This is a genomic window from Mesorhizobium newzealandense, from assembly GCF_042682145.1.
Classification (GTDB): domain Bacteria; phylum Pseudomonadota; class Alphaproteobacteria; order Rhizobiales; family Rhizobiaceae; genus Mesorhizobium; species Mesorhizobium newzealandense.
Genome location: NZ_JBHUGZ010000010.1, coordinates 164,123 through 182,328, shown reverse-complemented (window position 1 = coordinate 182,328; position 18,206 = coordinate 164,123). Strand labels below are relative to the sequence as shown.

At 65.3% G+C, this 18,206-nt stretch carries 17 protein-coding genes; 9 read left to right on the top strand and 8 right to left on the bottom strand.

What is annotated here, in order from left to right:
• Positions 1-3: 3 nt before the first annotated feature.
• Positions 4-1,110 (bottom strand): glycosyltransferase family 2 protein, encoded by a 1,107-nt coding sequence (locus tag ACFSOZ_RS15255; RefSeq protein WP_379099383.1) that lies wholly within the window; start codon positions 1,108-1,110, stop codon positions 4-6.
• Positions 1,107-2,279, bottom strand: coding sequence for an acyltransferase family protein (locus ACFSOZ_RS15250; RefSeq protein WP_379099380.1), 1,173 nt, complete (start codon positions 2,277-2,279; stop codon positions 1,107-1,109). The genes ACFSOZ_RS15255 and ACFSOZ_RS15250 overlap by 4 nt, the downstream gene beginning before the upstream one ends.
• Before the next feature lie 29 nt (positions 2,280-2,308).
• Between ACFSOZ_RS15250 and ACFSOZ_RS15245 the strand changes: the two genes are divergently transcribed.
• Positions 2,309-2,638, top strand: coding sequence for a hypothetical protein (locus ACFSOZ_RS15245; RefSeq protein ID WP_379099377.1), 330 nt, complete (start codon positions 2,309-2,311; stop codon positions 2,636-2,638).
• A gap of 259 nt (positions 2,639-2,897) precedes the next feature.
• On the opposite strand, the gene ACFSOZ_RS15240 is transcribed toward ACFSOZ_RS15245, so the two are convergent.
• From ACFSOZ_RS15240 to ACFSOZ_RS15215, 6 genes are all read right to left on the bottom strand, one after another.
• The gene (locus tag ACFSOZ_RS15240) at positions 2,898-4,085 is read right to left on the bottom strand and encodes an amino acid ABC transporter substrate-binding protein (RefSeq protein WP_379099374.1); all 1,188 of its coding nucleotides are present in this window, start codon (positions 4,083-4,085) and stop codon (positions 2,898-2,900) included.
• Positions 4,086-4,161: 76 nt separating this feature from the next.
• Positions 4,162-4,809, bottom strand: coding sequence for a hydrolase (locus ACFSOZ_RS15235; RefSeq protein WP_379099372.1), 648 nt, complete (start codon positions 4,807-4,809; stop codon positions 4,162-4,164).
• Positions 4,810-4,943: 134 nt separating this feature from the next.
• Positions 4,944-5,321 carry a nuclear transport factor 2 family protein gene (locus tag ACFSOZ_RS15230; protein ID WP_379099369.1) on the bottom strand — a complete coding sequence of 126 codons (378 nt, stop codon included), beginning with the start codon at positions 5,319-5,321 and terminating at the stop codon, positions 4,944-4,946.
• 181 nt (positions 5,322-5,502) lie between these two features.
• The gene (locus tag ACFSOZ_RS15225) at positions 5,503-6,384 is read right to left on the bottom strand and encodes a helix-turn-helix domain-containing protein (protein ID WP_379099365.1); all 882 of its coding nucleotides are present in this window, start codon (positions 6,382-6,384) and stop codon (positions 5,503-5,505) included.
• 150 nt (positions 6,385-6,534) lie between these two features.
• A complete protein-coding gene (locus ACFSOZ_RS15220) occupies positions 6,535-7,776 on the bottom strand; it encodes an ATP-binding protein (RefSeq protein WP_379099362.1) in 1,242 nt (413 codons plus the stop codon).
• Positions 7,773-8,501: a response regulator gene (locus tag ACFSOZ_RS15215; RefSeq protein ID WP_379099359.1), complete on the bottom strand. Its 729-nt coding sequence runs from the start codon at positions 8,499-8,501 to the stop codon at positions 7,773-7,775. Before ACFSOZ_RS15215 ends, ACFSOZ_RS15220 begins: the two co-directional genes overlap by 4 nt.
• Before the next feature lie 209 nt (positions 8,502-8,710).
• Between ACFSOZ_RS15215 and ACFSOZ_RS15210 the strand changes: the two genes are divergently transcribed.
• The 8 genes from ACFSOZ_RS15210 (at position 8,711) to ACFSOZ_RS15175 (ending at position 18,176) form a co-directional block, all read left to right on the top strand.
• Positions 8,711-9,382, top strand: a complete 672-nt coding sequence (locus ACFSOZ_RS15210) for a hypothetical protein (protein ID WP_379099357.1) — start codon at positions 8,711-8,713, stop codon at positions 9,380-9,382.
• A gap of 106 nt (positions 9,383-9,488) precedes the next feature.
• Positions 9,489-9,707, top strand: coding sequence for a hypothetical protein (locus ACFSOZ_RS15205; RefSeq protein WP_379099354.1), 219 nt, complete (start codon positions 9,489-9,491; stop codon positions 9,705-9,707).
• 13 nt (positions 9,708-9,720) lie between these two features.
• Positions 9,721-9,996 (top strand): hypothetical protein, encoded by a 276-nt coding sequence (locus ACFSOZ_RS15200; protein WP_379099350.1) that lies wholly within the window; start codon positions 9,721-9,723, stop codon positions 9,994-9,996.
• Positions 9,980-11,239, top strand: a complete 1,260-nt coding sequence (locus tag ACFSOZ_RS15195) for an efflux RND transporter periplasmic adaptor subunit (RefSeq protein WP_379099343.1) — start codon at positions 9,980-9,982, stop codon at positions 11,237-11,239. The genes ACFSOZ_RS15200 and ACFSOZ_RS15195 overlap by 17 nt, the downstream gene beginning before the upstream one ends.
• Positions 11,240-11,243: 4 nt before the next feature.
• A complete protein-coding gene (locus tag ACFSOZ_RS15190) occupies positions 11,244-14,399 on the top strand; it encodes an efflux RND transporter permease subunit (RefSeq protein WP_379099340.1) in 3,156 nt (1,051 codons plus the stop codon).
• Positions 14,400-14,410: 11 nt separating this feature from the next.
• Positions 14,411-15,904, top strand: a complete 1,494-nt coding sequence (locus ACFSOZ_RS15185) for an efflux transporter outer membrane subunit (protein WP_379099338.1) — start codon at positions 14,411-14,413, stop codon at positions 15,902-15,904.
• Between the two features lie 126 nt (positions 15,905-16,030).
• Positions 16,031-17,116: a sensor histidine kinase gene (locus ACFSOZ_RS15180; protein WP_379099335.1), complete on the top strand. Its 1,086-nt coding sequence runs from the start codon at positions 16,031-16,033 to the stop codon at positions 17,114-17,116.
• A 178-nt stretch (positions 17,117-17,294) separates the two neighbouring features.
• On the top strand, positions 17,295-18,176 hold the full coding sequence (locus tag ACFSOZ_RS15175; protein ID WP_379099332.1) for an EamA family transporter: 882 nt from the start codon (positions 17,295-17,297) through the stop codon (positions 18,174-18,176).
• Positions 18,177-18,206: the final 30 nt, after the last annotated feature.

The window sequence follows — 18,206 nt, the reverse complement described above, 5'->3', positions numbered from 1 at the left end:
CCCCTAGCTCAATTCATAAGGCGCCAGGACCGCCGCGGCGGGCGTGGATTTGAAGAAGTATGCCATGGCGTCCGCTTGCCTGCCGGCCGACAGCGAGGCGCGGCTGAGCCAGGGCGCCCAGGCGCCGGGCCGCAGCGCATATCGCTCGCGGCGCCGGATGACGTTCCACTTCGCGGTCTGCGTCAGCAATTCATGCGTCAGCGGGGGCTGCATTTCGTCAGCGATAAGCTGGTAGAGGAAATAGAACAGGTTCAGCGCCCCGGCCTCGAAGCTCGGCCGCGTGTCGGCCGGCAACGAGCCAATCCGCTCCTCCAGCGCGACGATGAAGTTGGCCGCACGGGCAACCGTGTCGAGGCTGACCGCATCGCCGATGTCGCGCAGGTCCCGCGTGTATTCCGCGAGGCCCTCGCGCTCGAGGTTCTCGGCCACGATCCGCAAATGCGTCCTGCGCATCTCCTTGCTGTGCCGGCTGGTCACGCTTGCCTCATGGACCCGGTAGACGACCAGGTTTTCGGGCATCATGGCTGCCGGGTAGCGGCCGGCCAGCCGCCTGAAAAGATCGAAATCCTCGGCGTGCCTGTAGGTCCTGTCGTAGTGGAGAGCGTCGTCTTCGATGACCTTCCTGTTGTAGACGACCGTCGGATGCATGAAGATCGTGAAGAACATCGCCAGTATGGGAATGCGGCCGAACTGGAACACCGGATCTGGCTTGCCCCTGGCGATGCGGCCGCCGATCAACATGTCGACGCCGGCGCCGCAAAAACCGAGTTCCGGCCGCCGCTCGAACAGCGCCACCTGGCGCGACAATCGCCAGGGATAGGCGACGTCGTCCGCGTCCATCCGCGCGACCAGCTCGCCCTGGGCCTTTCGCAGCCCTTCGTTGAGCGTCGCGACGAGGCCGCGGTTTTCGCGCGAGATGATCGAGATGCGGCTGTCGGCCTGCCGGTGTCGCTCGAGGATCTCGAGCGAATTGTCGGTCGATCCGTCATTGATGGCGATGATCTCCAGGCGGCAGTAGTCCTGCCGCAGGATGCTTCCCAGCGCGGCGGCGAGATAGGGCCCGGCATTGTAGACCGGCAGCAGGACGGAGACGAGCGGCGCGGCGGTCATCGTCTCGCGTCCGTTCGCTGGAGGTCGAGCGATGGTGTGCGGCGGCCATCGGGCAATCGGCCGGGCGCCCCCGCGAACCAGCCGGCATGGCCGGCGCGTGCGGCTTGGGCGCGCGCGACATAGGGGAAGTGGCGCTTCAGGCGGTTGAGCGGCCTTTCGAAAATCAGCCAGGAAATCGAGGCCACGACAATCGTGGCGGCGCTCGCGACCAGCAGCCGCCCGGGCCCTTGCTCCGAGACATTGAGCGGAATCCAGGGCTGCGACTTGACGGCGAGCGACAGCAATATCGGATGATAGAGATAAACGCCGTAGCTGATACGGCCGAGACCCAGCAGTGGCGGCAGTTCGGCAAGCTTGCCGAGGATGCCGCCAAGCCCGCTCGAACAGGCGGTGACGATGACCATCAGCGGCACCAGGGGCAGGACCTGCAGCAGCAGCCAGCGAGCCCATTCCAGCGTCGGATCGGCAGGCGCCGGGACAAACCACTCGATCATCAGGAATGCGGCCGCCAAGGCAGGCCAGCCTAGCCGCATCCATTGCGGCAGGGCAGCGCCTCTGGACCGCCAGCAGGCAAGCAGCGCACCCGACGCCAGCGCATCCATGGATGCCGGCGGCAGCAGGTCGCGTGCCAGCGCCGGGGTGGCAGTGATCGGCCAGTAGAAGCGATAGGCCAACGACAGCAGGATGACGGCGATGCAGACCGGCTCAAAGCGCCGGCGCGGAACCAGCAGGACGATCAGTGGCCAGGCGAGATAGAACTGCTCCTCGATGCTCAGGCTCCAGAAATGGCAGAGAACCCAGGGCGTCCAGTCATTGTGTAGCGCATACCAGAAATTCGACAGATAAAGCGCTTGCCAGATCAGCGATCCCCTGGACTGTTCCAGGTCAAACAGCCAGACGAAGCCCAGGACGGCGAAATAGGGAGGAAATATCCGCAGCGCCCGCCTGATGTAGAAGGATCGCAACGCAGGGCCGGTTTGAAACTCGGCGGCCGCACGCGCTTCCAGCAGCACGCGCGTGATCAGGAAGCCGCTCAGCACGAAGAACAGCCGCACGCCGATATGGCCCCAGAACGAAGATCCTCCCGCCGCGAAGAAATGGGAATACATCACCATCGTCACGGCGATGGCCCTCAGTGCATCCAGTTGGATGTCGCGGGTGTTTGCCATTAGCGGCGTCCGCCGGCGTGATGTCCGCGATGAAGCTGCCGGCCGGCCATTACGAACGGCAGGCCAAGGCGGCCCGCCGTAGCGGCGGCAGCATCAAACCCGCGCTTTGCGAGTCCGCTCAGGCCGGGCTCGAAATCGACGCACGTACAGCTCAAGATGGTCAACCCGGCGGAATCCTTCGGCGTATGTCCAGTCGCAAAACGAGTCCCCCAGGAAATGGTTCGGCTACCGCATTGTGCAGCGCAACACAAAAAATTTACCAAGCCGAAATACTGTGTGAGCAAGCGCTAAATATTGACAAAAACTGCGCGATTTTCGCCATTTTTGGCGGACTACCCAGCATTTCAGGCCTTTTTTAAAGCGTTCTGGCCTGTTCTCTCTGGTTGATTCGAAAAACTCCTGCCTCGAAAAAATAAGAAAAGCTTAGATTTTTCTTAAATCACCTGCGAAATTCGAAAATCTATATTCTGGCTATATGGAATCGGTTCGACACAGTAGCGAATCAATTGGAATCATTGGCGTTTTTCGCGATGCAGCATGGCCGCGGACTTTTCCATGGGTTGCAGCACGGCTCGCTCCTCCCAAAGCAGGCATATCGAAAGCCGCGAGGAAAGCCCTTCACCCGGCAGAGCGGGCTTGCGCATAGGGAAAGATCAGCTCGCCGGAGGCGAAGTCCGGTGGCGACACCACGATCTGCCTCGATCCGTTGCGGAACTGGCCGGCCTCATGGCCTGAGATGCCCTGGAACTGGACCTGCAGGACGCGTGGCAGCGCCCATTCGCCGTTCACGCCGAAGCTGACGGCGCCCATGGCGGTGTCGAAGATCGCGCCTCGCGCGTATGCCGAGAGGCTGGCGTCGTCGAAGCCGCCGGTCGCCTCGATCGCCTGGGCAACCACCTGCATCTGCGCATAGGCGAGCGGCGCCATGTAGTGCCCCAAGAGGTCGACGCCGGCGTCACCGGCGCGCGCCTGGTAGATGTCCAGAAACGCCTGAACGCCGGGGAACATCATCGCGGGGACGGGGACCCAATATTCGTAGTTGACGAAGCCATTGGGCAGCGGGCCGAGCGCCGTCTTCACCGCCGTGTTCTGCGGCCCGATCATGCCGGCGCCAACCATCTGCGGGCGGAACCGGTGTGCATGGATGGCGCGCACGAGGCCGATCGAGTCCTCGAGGTAGGAGCAGAGAAACAGGAGGTCGCAGCCGCTCTCGGCGACAGCGTCGATGACAGGCGCGAAATTCTCGGTCGTCAGCGGATAGGTGGCTTCGTGGACGATGCGGAAGCCGTAGGCCGCTGCATTGGCCTTGGCGCCGAGAATAGGATTCCTGGAGAATTCGGCGTCGGCGGATAGCAGCGCCACGGTGGCCGGCCGAGGCTTCTGCTGCGCGGCGAGCGCGAAGAACCCCTCGGTCAGCGCCGCGTTCGGATCCGGCCCGGTCGGGATCATGGCGAAATAGTTGGGATAGGCGAGCGCGTTGTTGACGCCGAGGCCCATCAGGCCGACGAAGAAGCGCTGCCGTTCCATGATCAGCGGCATCGCCGGCAAAACGGTGTTGGTGCCGTAACCGCCGATGACCAGGTCAACCTTGTCGTCGTCCATCAGCCGCTTGTAGAGGCCGGGGACGAGCGAGGCGTCGCCATGGTCATCGTGGCAGACAAGTTCGACAGGGCGGCCGAGCAAGCCGCCCCGTCTGTTGGTGTCTTCCCGCCAGATGTCATGCGCCAGCCGCGCCGACCGGCTGTTGCCCGCGAGCAGGCCGGTCAGCGACAGGCAATAGCCGATGCGGATGGGCGCGGTGGGCATGATTTGCCTCTTGAAGGTCGGGCCTCTCGAAGTACGTGCCCCCTCGAAGTACGTGCCTCTTGACGTAGGGGCCTGTTCAGGCGCCGGCTTTGGCGCGGGTGGCGAGCAGCTGCATTTCCCAGGCGAAGGCAACGCCACTGGCACCGCCATGTTCGGCAACCACGCCGGCGACGCCGGCGGCCGTGTCTGCGCGCGCCCAGTCGCGCTGCCATTCGCCGAGCACAGCCATCCAGGTGATCGGCACGGCGCCAGCGGCGACCATGCGGCGCACGGCCATGTCATGCGCCTCCAGCGAGACGCCGCCTGAAGCATCCGTAACGATGAACACGTCATAGCCTTCGGCCAGCGCCTGGATCGCCGGCATGGCCAGGCAAATCTCGGTGTAGAGCGCGGCCAGCACGAGTTGCTTGCGCCCGCTCTTCTTCACGATGTCGGTGACTTTGGGGTCTTGCCAGGTGTTGATGAAGGTGCGGTCGATCGGTTTCTGCTCCGGAAAGACATCCTGAAGCCCCTTGATGATGTAGCCGCCGCGCTCCTCGAGCACGGTGGTCAGGATCGTCGGGACATTGAAGACCTTGGCCGTCTTGGCAAGGCCGACGACATTGTTGACGATCATCGTCGGCTCGTGGCTGTTGAGATTGGTGAACTGGTAGGGCTGATGGTCGATCAGCACCAGAATGCTGTCTTCGGGGCGAAGCAGGGCTTCGAGGCCGGTCTTGGGCATGGGAAACTCCTTGGATATGCGGGCGACTGGTTGAAGCGCGTCGCGTTGAAGCGGCTTCAGTCGACGCGCTTCAAGCTTCTGTTTTTATGCATGTCGTTGTCCCAGAACCGCTGCGCACTTTTGGGCGACATGCATCAGGCGCCGGCGGGATCGAGAAAAACGTAAAGCGAATGGATGAGGCCGCCCTGGAAATGCGCGACATCGGTGCCGGTCACCGCGACGGGACCGTTGGGCGGGCCGGACTGCCAGCGCAGCCGCCCGATGCCGTGGTGACCGACGGCAGGGCCGATCGTCGTGAAGACAAAGTCTGGCGGCAGGCTCGACAGCAGCGCATCCACCGCCTGATTGATGGCGACATGACCCGTTGCCGCCGCATGCGGTTCATAGAGCACCGCGTCGTCGGCATAGAGTTGCGCAATGGCGCTCATCCGGCGGGTGGCATCGCGCTCGCCGAATACGCGGGCGAGGTTTGCCTGCATCAGGGCATCGTAGTCGATCGGTTCTGCGGTCATCTTTCACCTTCCGGGTCAGGAGTTCCGGGGAGGTGGATGTCGCAAAGCGCTCAATCCGATGTCTCTCGCCTGTCCGGTCGAGGGACTATTGCTCCGTCACAGGGCGCAACGCACTGTTCGATCCTGCTATTTCCAGCCTGAATCCGCTGTCATCTTGCGATCAGGCGCTGTCGCCTTGCGATCAGCTCTTGCGGTCGCGCCGCCACGTCGCCGGGGTCGCACCGATGAGCTTGCGGAACGTGCGTCCAAAATGCACGGCGTCAGCAAAGCCGGTGGCCTCGGCCACCTGGTCGAGCGTGGCGCGGCTGTCGATGAGCAGCGCCTGCGCGCGCCGGATGCGGGCGTCGAGTTGCCAGTGATACGGCGCCATGCCGGTCGAGGCCTTGAACGCCCGGCTGAAGTGCGATTGCGACAGGCCGGCCAATGCCGCCAGCCGCGCGAGGTCGATACGCTCGGGCAGGTGCGCATCGAGATGGTCGACGACACGCCGAAGCTGCCAGGGCGCCAGGCCCTTGCCGTCGGCGCCGGGCTGCGGCGGATCGGCGAACAGCCGCGCCATGATCGCCGTCGTCAACCCGTCGCCATAGAGTTGCGCCGACGGATCGGGGTCGTTCACCACCTCGGCGAGCAGCCTGACCAGGCTCCAGATGCGGTCATCCGAGAAGCGCAGCCGCGGGGTTGCGGTCGCTTCGCGATCGAACCGGGTAGCCAGCCTTTCGTCCATGGCCGCGAAATCGAACATCAGCGTGGCGTCTCGAACGAAGCGGACGTCGGCGCTGTAGCCCCACATCTCCATGCCGGCAGGTGCGAAGTCCATGTGTCTGGGCCTGTAGCCGGCGGCGCAAGGCTGGTTCTCGCGCAGCCTTGGCTCACAGGGGCTGCCGACCTCTTCCAGCAGGGCAATCAGGCGGGTTTCCGTCTGGTGGGGAAACTGGTGGGCCACTCTGCCGGAGCCGCGCCATTCATTGACGTCGAGAGAGACGCCATTCCAGGCCCGCCGCGCTGTCGACAGGCTGAGCACATTTTCGGGTAGAGGTGCGATGGCGTCGACACGGGCGAGCACGGATCAAATCCTCCTGATGTCGAGAAGACCACCTCTATGTACGCGATCGAGCCGAAACCATAAGCGCCATTGCGGCGAACACAGCGTCACCTGTTTCCACGGGCCGGGTCTGGGTGGGGGTACCGCGCGGCCGTACCGGCACCCGGTCCATCACACCGCCTCGAACACCACCGTCTGCGCCAGCCCGCCGCTCTTGCGATTTTCCAGCGTCACGGTGCCGCCGTAGCGCTCGATGATTTCCTTGGCGATGGCCAGGCCAAGCCCGGCACCCGGAATGGATTGCAGCCGGCCGGGGTCGACGCGGAAGAAGGGTTCGAACGCCTTGTTCAGGAGCTCCGGCGGAATACCCGGTCCATGATCGGAGATGGTGAGCACGGCACGACTGTTGGCCACCGCAAGGTCGATGCTGCATGCCTTGCCATGGGTGGCGGCGTTGACGATCAGGTTACGCAAGGCCCGGCGCAGGCCGAGCGCGCCGGCTTGCACCGAAACGGCATCGAGATGCCCGATCGATACGGCATGGCCGAGCGAGACCATCTCGGCCTCGATATCGCGCACCATCTTTTGCAGATCCACCGGCTCGACGGCATCCTGGTTCACCTCTTCGCGCACCAGGCGGATGGCGCTGTCGGCGATGCGGTCGAGCTCGTCGAGATCGTGAAGCCATTTGTCGCGCTCGTCATCGAGGAACTCGGCGCGCAGCCGCATGCGCGTCATCGGCGTGCGCAGGTCGTGGCCGGCGGCGGCGACCAGGCGCATGCGGCTTTCCATGGCGGTCTTCAGCCGGGACGAGAGCTGGTTCAGCGCGTGCGCCGTCGCCTTGACCTCGGCCGAGCCGACTTCCGGCACCGCCGCCAGCATGCCATCCGATCCGATCTTGGAGACGGCGGCTTCCAGCATCTCGAGCGGCCGGATCAGTACGGCGGTGAAATAGACCGAGACGGCGGTGGCGCCGGCGACGATCAGCGAGATCCAGCCGGCCAGGACCAGCCACTCGCGCCTTGGCGGCGTGATGTGGGGAACCTCCATGATCGCCCAGCGATTGTCGGGCAGGCGCACCGATGCAAGCTGGCCGGGTTCATCCGCCTTGTCGCTGACGATGGCCAGGACGTCGAGGCCGCGGCGGCGCAGGATGTCGTTGAGCATCGCCGTTTCCGGGCGATCCACCTTGCCGCCTGCCGCATGGTCGCTGAATTGCACCCGCAGAACGTCCGGAAGCGGGCCGGGCAGGAGCCGCACCACGAGTTCCATCTGCTGGGCAACCCAGGGCACGGTCAATTCCGGCGGCGGCCCGCCGCCGCGGACGCTGATGACGGCGGCCGTCGCCAGGGCAACCACGCCGACGATCGAGGCGACCAGCAACAGGATGAGGCGCCGGCGCAGCGAGTTCACGCGTGGTTCTCCACCGTGTCGACGCGCGCGGTGAGCTGATAGCCGCCGTTGCGCACCGTCTTGAACAGCGGCCCGTCGCCAGTCTCGGCGAATTTGCGGCGCAGCCGGCTCACCAGCACGTCGACCGAGCGTTCGAGCGGGTCGCGCTCGCGGCCTTGCGTCAGCTCGAGAAGCTGGTCGCGTGACAGCAACCGGCCGGGACGGTCGAGGAACACCTGCAGCAGGTCGAACTCGGCGCCGGTGAGATCGACGGCAATGCCTTGCGCGTCCGTCACCTTGCGGGTGTCGGGTTCCAGCCTGTAGCTGGCGAAGCGGTAGACACGGGCGCGCGGCGGCGCAGGCGCCTCCTCGGGTGTCGAACGCCTGAGCACGGCGCGGATGCGGGCGGTCAGCTCGCGCGGGTTGAAGGGTTTGCCGAGATAGTCGTCGGCGCCGAGCTCCAGGCCGATGATGCGGTCGACATCCTCCTTCAGCGCCGTCAGCAGGATGACGGGAATGTGTGGTTTGCGGTCACGCAGGCTGCGGCAGATATCGAGGCCGGAGCCGTCCGGCAGCATGACGTCGAGCACGGTCAGGTCGAACTGGCCGGTGGCGAGCTTCTGCTCGCATTCGCGCCGGTCCGCCGCCACCGAGACGCGAAAGCCCTGGCCGTCGAGATAGCGCTGGAGAAGCGTCCTGATCTCGCGATCGTCGTCGACGACGAGGATATGGGGTTGTGACTGCATGACCGTGCCCTTGCTTGGCCGCGATTATAGGGAGAGCGGCGCCCAAGCGGCACGGAAAATTGCAACCGAATGTTTCCGGCAGGGCGCGGGAAACATTCGGAAACAAATTGCCCTTTTGCGGAAACCTTCGGCAACACGCCGACGCGAAGCGGACAAACACGCTTCCTATCCTCAGGGCCGTCCGAAGCATGAGAGAAAGGAACAACATCATGCGAAGCAGACTTCTCGCGCTCGGCCTGTTTTCCGCCGCGGCCATCCATCCCGCGCTGGCGGTGCAGCCCGGCCCCGCCACGGCGCCCGGCGACGCGCCACCGGGCATGGCCTTGCAGGATGGCCCGGGTCACGACCCGATGCCCTGGCCCGGTCCGCATGGGCCGATGCGGCATGGCCCCCAAGGTTTTGGGCCGGAAGGCTTTGGTCCCCGCCGCATGGGACCGCCGCCGGAATTCATGCTGGCGGCCCGGCTGGCGGCACTCGAGACCCGCATTGGCGTGCGGACCGAGCAGCTCGATGCCTGGCGCGACTACACCAGCGCATTGCAGGCCGTGCTGACGCCGCCACGGCCCGATCATGATCCGGGTGGGCACGAAGCCAAGGTCCCCGAGGGCGGCAAGCCCGATCCCTTCGCTTTCCAGGAGAAACTGGCGGACGAGGTGACCAAACGGGCGGTCTCGGCCGGCAAGCTGAAGGACGCGATCGCGGCACTTCGCGCCAAGCTGACCCCAGAACAGCTCGAAATCCTCGCTTCGGCGGATCGCCCCCACGGACCACCCCCCGGTCCCTGGGGCGGCCCGCCGGAGGATGCAGCCGGCCCCCGAGGCCTGCCCGACGATGACAGACAGCTCCAGCCGCCCCAGCCCGGGACCGGCGAGCAACTCTGACCGGCTGCGCGCCGGCCGGCCCGATATCCTACCCGTTCTCGGGCCGGCCGGTTTCTTTGCGCGATGGCGGTTGCCATCCGATCGTTCAAATCACGGAATGGAAGCAATGTGGGAAGCCATCATGATGCTGCGGCTGATCGCATCGGTCGGCCCGAAATTGTCGCTCGGCCATGCCGCGCGCGTCAATCGTGCCGCGATGCCGCCAACCCTGCCGGTCGACACGCTGAAGGGCGCGATCCGCCTGAGCTTCGCCGCCTGGCGTCTGTCGCTTCCGCTTTCGGTACCATCCAACAGCCACGCAAATCATGACCGCAAGATCGCGTAAGGTGCTCACGTCCATGGCCGCGGCGCGCGGTTTCATTTTCGTGACTGGCAAGGCGCTTGGCTTATCGCCGCCGATCGGCATACTGACGCCGGTGGGCGTCGCGGCTGAGAATTCGATCTTGCTTGTCGAGTACACTCCGGCCGCACGGAAGGAGCGCGACTTGAGCCGCTTCGAAGCACTGCTCGATGCCGCTCGCAATCTCGGCCGGCTCCTGGTGGAACGATCCGATGCCCAGGCGGCGACCGCAACTCCAGCGAAAGATCATCCCGCCCATGTCTATCCCGTTTAGCCAGTCACTGTCGGCTCGCCGTCTCGCGCCCTGGGCCGCAATGTTGTGCGGCGCGCTTTTTCTGGCCGCCTGTTCGCAGGAGAACAAGGCTCCCGCCGGCATGGGCGCGGCCGGCAAGCCGGAAGTCGGCGTCGTCACGCTGCATCCACAATCGGTCGCGATCACCGCCGAACTGCCGGGGCGCACGGCAGCCTCGCTGACCGCGGATGTGCGTCCGCAGGTGAACGGCATCATCCAGGCGCGCCTGTTCAAGGAGGGCAGCGAGGTGGTGGTCGGGCAGCCGCTCTACCTGATCGATCCGGCAAGCTACCAGGCAGCCTATGATAGCGCGAAAGCGGCCCAGCAGAAGGCGGAAGCGGCGGTTCCCACGGCGCAGGCCAAGTTCGACCGCTACTCCGGCCTTTTGAAGCAGAACGTTGTTTCCAAACAAGATTATGACGATGCCGCCGCCACTCTGGCACAGGCCCAGGCGGATGTGGCGTCGGCCAAGGCCAGTGTCGAGACCGCGCGCATCAGTCTCGACCGCACCTCGATCACCGCGCCGATCGCCGGCCGCATCGACAAATCCACGCTGACGCCAGGCGCGCTGGTCACCGCCAATCAGGATACCTTGCTCACCACCATCCGCGCGCTCGATCCGATCAATGTCGATGTCACGCAGTCGAGCACGAACCTGCTCAACCTGCGGCAGGCCATCAATGAAGGTCGGTTGAAGTTCAGCGGCCCCAATGTCAGCGTCAAGCTGAAGCTCGAGAACGGCACCATCTATGCGCAGACCGGCAAGCTGGAATTCGCCGGCGCCAATGTCGACCAGACGACCGGCACCTTTGCGCTGAGGGCCGAGTTCCCCAATCCGGACCGCCTGCTTCTGCCCGGCATGTATGTGCGGGCGCTGGTCGAGGAGGGTGTCGCCCAGAACAGTTTCCTGGTGCCGCAGCGCGCCGTCAGCCGCAACACCAAGGGCGAGGCGACGGCCCTGGTCATCAATGCCGCGGGCAAGGTCGAAACGCGCGTGCTCGCCGTGCGCAACAGCGTCGGCAACAACTGGCTGGTGGATTCCGGCGTCGGCGACGGCGACCGCGTCATTGTCGAAGGCATGCAGCTGGTGCGCCCCGGCGGCGATGCAACGGGTGTCGAAGTGACGATCGACGAGACGACCGGCGAGGTCAAGGACCGCGGTCAGAGCACATCGGCGGTACCTGCCACGTCCAAGACGGCCAGCAACCAGTCGACAGGGAACTGAGCCGATGTCCGCATTCTTCATCAACCGGCCGATCTTCGCCTGGGTAATCGCCATCGTGATCATGCTGGGCGGCCTATTGGCGCTCACCACGCTGCCGATCTCGCAATACCCGCAGATCGCGCCGACCACGGTGAACATCAGCGCGACCTATCCGGGCGCCGATGCGCAGACAGTCGAGAATTCGGTGACCAAGGTCATCGAGCAAGGCATGACCGGCATCGACAATCTCGACTACATGACGGCGACCTCGACCTCGACCGGTTCGGCCTCGATCACGCTGACCTTCACCACGGCTGCCGATCCTGACACCGCGCAGGTGCAGACGCAGAACAAGCTGCAGCTGGTGCAGTCGCAGCTGCCGCAGGTGGTGCAGAGCAACGGCATCACCGTCTCCAAATCCTCGACCGGCTTCCTGATGGTCATCGGCTTCGTCTCCAGCGACGGCAAGATGAACTCGACCGATCTCGCCGACTATGTCGACAGCACCATCAACGACACGCTGAAGCGCGTCGAAGGTGTCGGCTCGACACAGTTGTTCGGCTCCAGCTATGCCATGCGCATCTGGCTCGATCCGGACAAGCTCGCCAAATATGCCCTGATGCCGAGCGACGTGGCCGCCGCGATCCAGGCCCAGAACACGCAGGTTTCGGCCGGCCAGCTGGGCGGCATGCCGCAACGCAAGGGCCAGCAGCTCAACGCCACGGTGACGGCCAAGAGCCGGTTGCAGACCGCCGAACAGTTCCGCAACATCATCCTGAAGAGCACGACGGACGGCTCGCTGGTTCGCCTCAACGACGTCGCCAGCGTCGAGCTCGGCGCCGAAAGCTATACGACGCAAGCCAACTACAACGGCAAGCCGGCGGCCGGCGTCGCCGTCAACCTGGCGACCGGCGCCAACGCCATCAACACCGCCGAGGCCGTGCGCACGACGATCAACCGGCTGAGCTCGACCTTCCCGCAAGGGGTCGAGGTCGTCTATCCCTACGACACTTCGCCCTTCGTGCGGCTGTCGATCGAGGAGGTGGTCAAGACGCTGGCCGAGGCGATCGTACTGGTGTTCCTGGTGATGTTCATCTTCCTGCAGAACCTGCGCGCCACCATCATCCCGACCATCGCCGTGCCGGTGGTGCTGCTCGGCACGTTCGGCGTGCTGTCGCTGTTCGGCTATTCCGTCAACACGCTGACCATGTTCGCCATGGTGCTCGCCATCGGCCTGCTCGTCGACGACGCCATCGTCGTCGTCGAGAATGTCGAGCGCGTGATGCAGGAGGAAAAGCTGTCGCCGAAAGAGGCGACGCGCAAGTCGATGAACGAGATCACCGGCGCGCTGATCGGCATCGCCACCGTGCTTTCGGCGGTATTCGTGCCGATGGCTTTCTTCGGCGGGTCGACCGGCATCATCTACCGGCAGTTCTCGGTGACCATCGTCTCGGCGATGGCGCTGTCCGTGCTGGTCGCGCTGGTGCTGACGCCGGCACTTTGCGCCACCATCCTGCGGCCGCCCAAGGACCATGCGACGCAGACGGGTCCGTTCGGCTGGTTCAACCGTGTCTTCGATCGCGGCACGACTGCCTACCGCGACGGCTCGCACGGCATCATCAACCGGTCCTGGCGCTTCCTCGTCGTCTTCCTGGCCATCGTCATTGCCATGGGCTGGATGTTTGCCCGGCTGCCGAGCTCGTTCCTGCCGGAAGAGGATCAGGGCATTCTGATCACCAGCGTGCAGTTGCCGGTCGGCGCGACGCAGGACCGGACCGAGCGCGTGCTGGCAGAGGTGACTGACCACTATCTCAAGCAAGAGCAGGACGCTGTCCAAGGGGTCTTCACCGCCTCCGGCTTCGGCTTCGGCGGCGCCGGGCAGAATGTCGGTATTGCTTTCGTGCCGCTGAAGGATTTCAACACGCGCAAATCGCCGGCTTTGGCGGCGCAAGCGGTCGCCGGCCGCGCCATGGGTGCCTTCTCCAAGATCAGGGATGCGCAGGTCTTCGCGCTAGCCCCTCCTGCCATCCAGGGCTTCGGCAACACCAACGGCTTCGATTTCTACCTGCAGGACGTCAATGGTGCCGGCCATGACGCGCTGATCCAGACGCGAAACCAGCTTCTGGCCTTGGCCGGGCAGAGCAAGGTGCTCGCCAACACAAGGCCTAACGGCCAGGAGGACCAGCCGCAATTCTCGATCGACATCGACCAGGAAAAGGCCAGCGCGCTCGGCGTCAGCCTCGCCGACATCAACGACACGCTTTCGACCGCCTGGGGCAGCGACTACGTCAACGATTTCATCGATCGCGGCCGGGTCAAACCGGTCTATCTGCAGGCGGACGCGAACTTCCGCATGCAGCCGGAAGACCTGGACAAATGGCAGGTCCGTAATGCCAGCGGCGTCATGGTGCCGTTCTCGGCCTTCGCCTCCAGCCATTGGACATTCGGCTCGCCCAGGCTCGAGCGCTACAATGGGTCGGCGGCGGTCGAGATCCAGGGCGCGGCGGCAGCGGGCGTCAGCTCGGGTGCCGCCATGGACGAGATCGACAGGCTGGTGGTGCAACTGCCCGCCGGCTACTCCCACGAATGGACCGGGCTGTCGCACCAGGAGCGGCTTTCCGGCAACCAGGCGCTGTCGCTCTACGCGATCTCGGCACTGGTCGTGTTCCTGTGCCTCGCAGCGCTTTATGAGAGCTGGTCGATCCCGTTCGCGGTCATGCTCGCGGTGCCGATCGGCATCTTCGGCGCGCTGCTGGCGGCAAGCTTGTTCGGCCAGACCAACGACGTCTATTTCAAGGTCGGGCTGCTGACCACGATCGGTCTCGCGGCCAAGAACGCCATTCTCATCGTCGAGTTCGCCATCGAGCGGCAGACAGCAGGCATGGGGCTGGTCGAGGCGACGCTGGAAGCGGCGCGACAGCGGCTGCGGCCGATCCTGATGACGTCTTTGGCCTTCATCCTCGGCGTGTTGCCGCTGGCGATCGCCAGCGGTGCGGGCTCCGGCGCGCAGAACTCCGTCGGCATTGGTGTCATGGGCGGTATGATCGCCGCGACCGTGATCGGCGTGTTCCTGGTGCCGCTGCTGTTCGTCACGGTGCGCCGCATCTTCAAGGGCAAGGCGGCCAAACAGGATACTGGGCAGGATACGGGCGAGACGCCGGCAACAGCCAACCAGCAATAAGGGTTTTTCACATGACAGGTTTCGAACGTGGCTCGGTGGCCGCGAGGCACCTCCTTGCGCCTATGCTCTCCGCCGCCTTGCTCGCCGGATGCGTCGTCGGTCCGGATTATCAGACGCCGATCCTGCCGATGCCGGCAAACTGGAGCGGCCAGAAGCCAACCAAGCCCACCCAGCCGGCGCAACTGTCGAGATGGTGGCAGCGGCTGCGCGATCCCATGCTGAACACGCTTGTCGACGAAGCGGTTTCCGGCAATCTCGACGTCGCCACCGCCAAGGCCAAGATCCGCGAGGCGCGCGCCAGCTATCGCCAGAGCGTCGGCACGTTGCTGCCGTCGGTGGACGGCTCCGGCTCGGTCACCCGCAACAAGTCGGCCGTGGCGACGTCGGGCTCGAGCGCCATCTACAGCGAGTACCAGGCCGGCTTCGATGCCAGCTGGGAACTCGACCTGTTCGGCGCCAACCACAGGGGCGTCGAGGCCGCACGCTATGGGCTGGACGCCTCCGAGGAGGAGCTGCGCTCAACCCTTCTGACCCTGGTCGGCGATGTCGCATCCTATTATGCCCAGGCGCGCGGCTATCAGGCCCGCATCGCGCTCGCCAGGCGCTCGGCCGTATCGCAGAGGCAGACCGCCGAACTCACCCGCACCATGGCGCTGGCGGGCACGGCAACCGCCGCCGATGTCGCCAAGGCGATGGGGCAGGCGAGCAGCACCGAAGCCGCGGTTCCGACGCTGGAAGCAAGCTATGCCGAGGCCGTGCATCGTCTCTCGGTGCTGACCGGCCGCCCGCCGGCCGAACTCAGCGAGCGGCTGAAGCGCGGCGCGCCGATCCCGACGCCGCGCCTGCCGATGCCGACCGGCATTCCCGCCGACATCCTGCTGTCGCGTCCCGACGTGCGCATGGCGGAACGGCAATACGCGCAATACACCGCCAGGATCGGCCAGGCCGAGGCGGCGCGCTATCCCTCGGTCAGCCTGACGGGAGACATCAGCACGGCAGCCCTGAAGCTCGGCGATCTCGGCAAGAACTCCTCGATCGGCTGGTCGTTCGGGCCGACGCTCAGCGTGCCGGTGTTCAATGCCGGCCAGCTGCAGGCGGCCGTCGAGGTCGCCAAGGCGCAGCGCGATCAATATTTCATCGCCTACCGATCGTCGGTGCTGACGGCGCTCGAGGACGTAGAGAATGCGCTCGTGCTGTTGTCGCAGGAGCGCATCAGGATCGGCAAGCTTGCCGCTTCGGCGAAATCCTATGGCGAGGCGGCACGCCTCGAAGGCACGCTCTACAAGGCCGGCGAGACAAGCCTGCTCGATGTGCTCGACGCCCAGCGGTCGCTCTATTCGGCGGAGGATACGCTGCTGCAAAGCCGCGTCCTGCTGGCGACCAACTACATCGCCCTCAACAAGGCGCTCGGCGGCGGCTGGGACGGCACGGTCGACAGCGCCAAGCCAGAGGTCATCGACGTCAAGACCGGCCCGCGGCTGGCGTCGAAGCTGGCGGCGCCCTAACCGGTTCGCAAGGCTTCGACTTCGAGACGGCTACGCGGCGCGTGAAGGCCGCCTCCAGCTTTGGCGATGGCGGGCTGGCCGCATCGCTGATACTGATGGTGCCCACGCACAGCACAGGCGCCGCAGATGACATCCGATACACAGAAGGCCGAAGCGGTCGAGCAGTTGCTCGAAACGCCGGACCTTGCCAGCGCGCTGGAAAGCGAACAGTTCAAGAAATTCCTCGACCAGGTACCGATCGCCATTGCCGTTTCGGACCTGGGTTCGAAGGAGCGCGTCGTCTACGCCAATCCGGAATTCGAGAAACTGTCCGGCCTCAAGGCGGCGAAGCTCGCCCGGGAGCAATGGGCGGCGCTTTCCGGCACCGGCCTGCACCAGCAGAAGGACCGGGCGCTCTTCGAGGCGGTCGTCCAGGAGACTGATTTCGTCGGCACGTTCCGGCTGGCGCGGACAGAAGACCAGCCGGCGATCGTCGACGTCTATTCCAACGTCATCGAGGACGACAATGGCAAGGTCTGCTTCCGGCTGGTGGCGCTGGTCGACGTCTCGGCCCATGGCGAGACGGAGGATGCGCGCTCGATCGACGAGCGCATCCGCGAGAAGGACACGCTGTTGCGCGAACTGCAGCACCGGGTGAAGAACAATCTGCAGATGATCACCGCGCTGATCCGCCTCGAAACCCGCAACGCCGCGGAGCCGGACCAGAAGCGTTTCGAGAGGCTGGCGGGGCGCGTCGACGCGCTGGCGATCCTCTACCAGACGCTGTCGGGCGACGATGACAAGGATGAAGTCGATCTCGGCGTCTATCTCAGCCAGATCGCATCGGCGGTGATGAACTCGCACGCGGTCGAGGGCATCCGCCTCGACATGAAGGTCGACACCTATCCGGTATCGATCAACGTCGCCATGCCGACCGGGTTGGTGGTGAATGAGCTTTTGACCAATGCGCTCAAACATGCCTTCCAGGGGCGCGACGGCGGCACGATCACGCTGCACAGCATCGTCGATGGCGATGGCTGCCGCATCGTCGTCGCCGATGACGGCATCGGCCTGCCGGAAGGCGAGACCTGGCCCAAACGCGGCAAGCTCGGCGCGCTGATCGCCCGCTCGCTGACCGAGAATGCCAAGGCGGAATTCGACGTGAATTCGAGCACCAGCGAGGGCACGAGGGTCACCATCGTCTTCAAGCGCTCGGTCGCGGCCGCCGCTTAGGCACGGTGACGCTGAACCAGTGCACCGATGGCCAGAAGTGATGCCTGGCTGCCTTTCGAACCGCGATGCCGGCCCCTTGCCCCAGCCGACAGTTCGCCCTGCCTCACGACAGGCGGGCCGGTTGCCCGTATTCGGCATCCATGCGGCCTAACGCGCGCGGCAGGGAGGACGGACCAAAGTGACATCGACGCCGGTTGCCCGTCGCGAAGCGGCGCCTTTGCCGATCGCAGCACTGATGGGCGCCATGGTGTCGATCCAGATCGGCGCCACCTTCGCCAAGGGCCTGTTCCCGCTGATCGGCGCGCAGGGAACGACGACGCTGCGGCTCGTCGTCGGTGCGCTGATGCTGATCGCGGTGCTGCGGCCGTGGCAGATGCGGCCCTCGCGCGCCACCATGCCATGGCTGATCGCCTATGGCGTGACGCTGTGCGCGCTCAACCTTCTGTTCTATGCCGCACTCGCCACCATTCCGCTCGGCATCGCGGTGGCGCTGGAATTTTCCGGCCCTCTGCTGGTGGCGACCTTGACCTCGCGACGCGCCGGCGACTTTGCCTGGATCGCGCTGGCGGTGGCCGGCATCGTGCTGTTGTCGCCCTTCGTCCATTCGCTGCAGCCGCTTGATCCGACCGGGGTGATGCTGGCGCTGGCGGCCGGCGGTTTCTGGGCGCTCTACATCGTGCTCGCCCAGAAGGCGGGCGCCGAACTCGGCTCGCGCACCACCGCCTACGGCATGGCCATCGCCGCCGTCCTGGTACTGCCCTTCGGCGTGGCGCAGGCAGGAACCGCGCTGGTCGCGCCGTCGATCCTGACCAGCGCGCTGCTGGTCGGGCTGTTCTCCAGCGCGCTGCCGTTCTGGCTGGAGATGGTGGCGCTGACCAGGATGCCGGCCCGCATCTACGGCACGCTGACCTTCCTGGAGCCGGGGCTGGGCGCGCTGATGGGTTTTCTGTTCCTGCACGAAAGCCTGACAGCGCCGCAACTGGCTGGCATCGCCGCCGTGATTGCCGCCGCCTTCGGTGCGGCGTTGACGTCGCGGCCGCCGGTGCCATCGCCGGAGTAGATTTCCAGAGACCAGAGCTACAGGGCGAGC

Coding starts and splice junctions, on each gene's coding strand:
- ACFSOZ_RS15195 (WP_379099343.1), top strand. CDS start 9,980: ATGTCTATCCCGTTTAGCCAGTCACTGTCGGCTCGCCGTCTCGCGCCC.
- ACFSOZ_RS15235 (WP_379099372.1), bottom strand. CDS start 4,809: ATGCCCAAGACCGGCCTCGAAGCCCTGCTTCGCCCCGAAGACAGCATT.
- ACFSOZ_RS15215 (WP_379099359.1), bottom strand. CDS start 8,501: ATGCAGTCACAACCCCATATCCTCGTCGTCGACGACGATCGCGAGATC.
- ACFSOZ_RS15180 (WP_379099335.1), top strand. CDS start 16,031: ATGACATCCGATACACAGAAGGCCGAAGCGGTCGAGCAGTTGCTCGAA.
- ACFSOZ_RS15185 (WP_379099338.1), top strand. CDS start 14,411: ATGACAGGTTTCGAACGTGGCTCGGTGGCCGCGAGGCACCTCCTTGCG.
- ACFSOZ_RS15255 (WP_379099383.1), bottom strand. CDS start 1,110: ATGACCGCCGCGCCGCTCGTCTCCGTCCTGCTGCCGGTCTACAATGCC.
- ACFSOZ_RS15200 (WP_379099350.1), top strand. CDS start 9,721: ATGGCCGCGGCGCGCGGTTTCATTTTCGTGACTGGCAAGGCGCTTGGC.
- ACFSOZ_RS15240 (WP_379099374.1), bottom strand. CDS start 4,085: ATGCCCACCGCGCCCATCCGCATCGGCTATTGCCTGTCGCTGACCGGC.
- ACFSOZ_RS15245 (WP_379099377.1), top strand. CDS start 2,309: ATGAAGCTGCCGGCCGGCCATTACGAACGGCAGGCCAAGGCGGCCCGC.
- ACFSOZ_RS15190 (WP_379099340.1), top strand. CDS start 11,244: ATGTCCGCATTCTTCATCAACCGGCCGATCTTCGCCTGGGTAATCGCC.
- ACFSOZ_RS15230 (WP_379099369.1), bottom strand. CDS start 5,321: ATGACCGCAGAACCGATCGACTACGATGCCCTGATGCAGGCAAACCTC.
- ACFSOZ_RS15250 (WP_379099380.1), bottom strand. CDS start 2,279: ATGGCAAACACCCGCGACATCCAACTGGATGCACTGAGGGCCATCGCC.
- ACFSOZ_RS15205 (WP_379099354.1), top strand. CDS start 9,489: ATGTGGGAAGCCATCATGATGCTGCGGCTGATCGCATCGGTCGGCCCG.
- ACFSOZ_RS15210 (WP_379099357.1), top strand. CDS start 8,711: ATGCGAAGCAGACTTCTCGCGCTCGGCCTGTTTTCCGCCGCGGCCATC.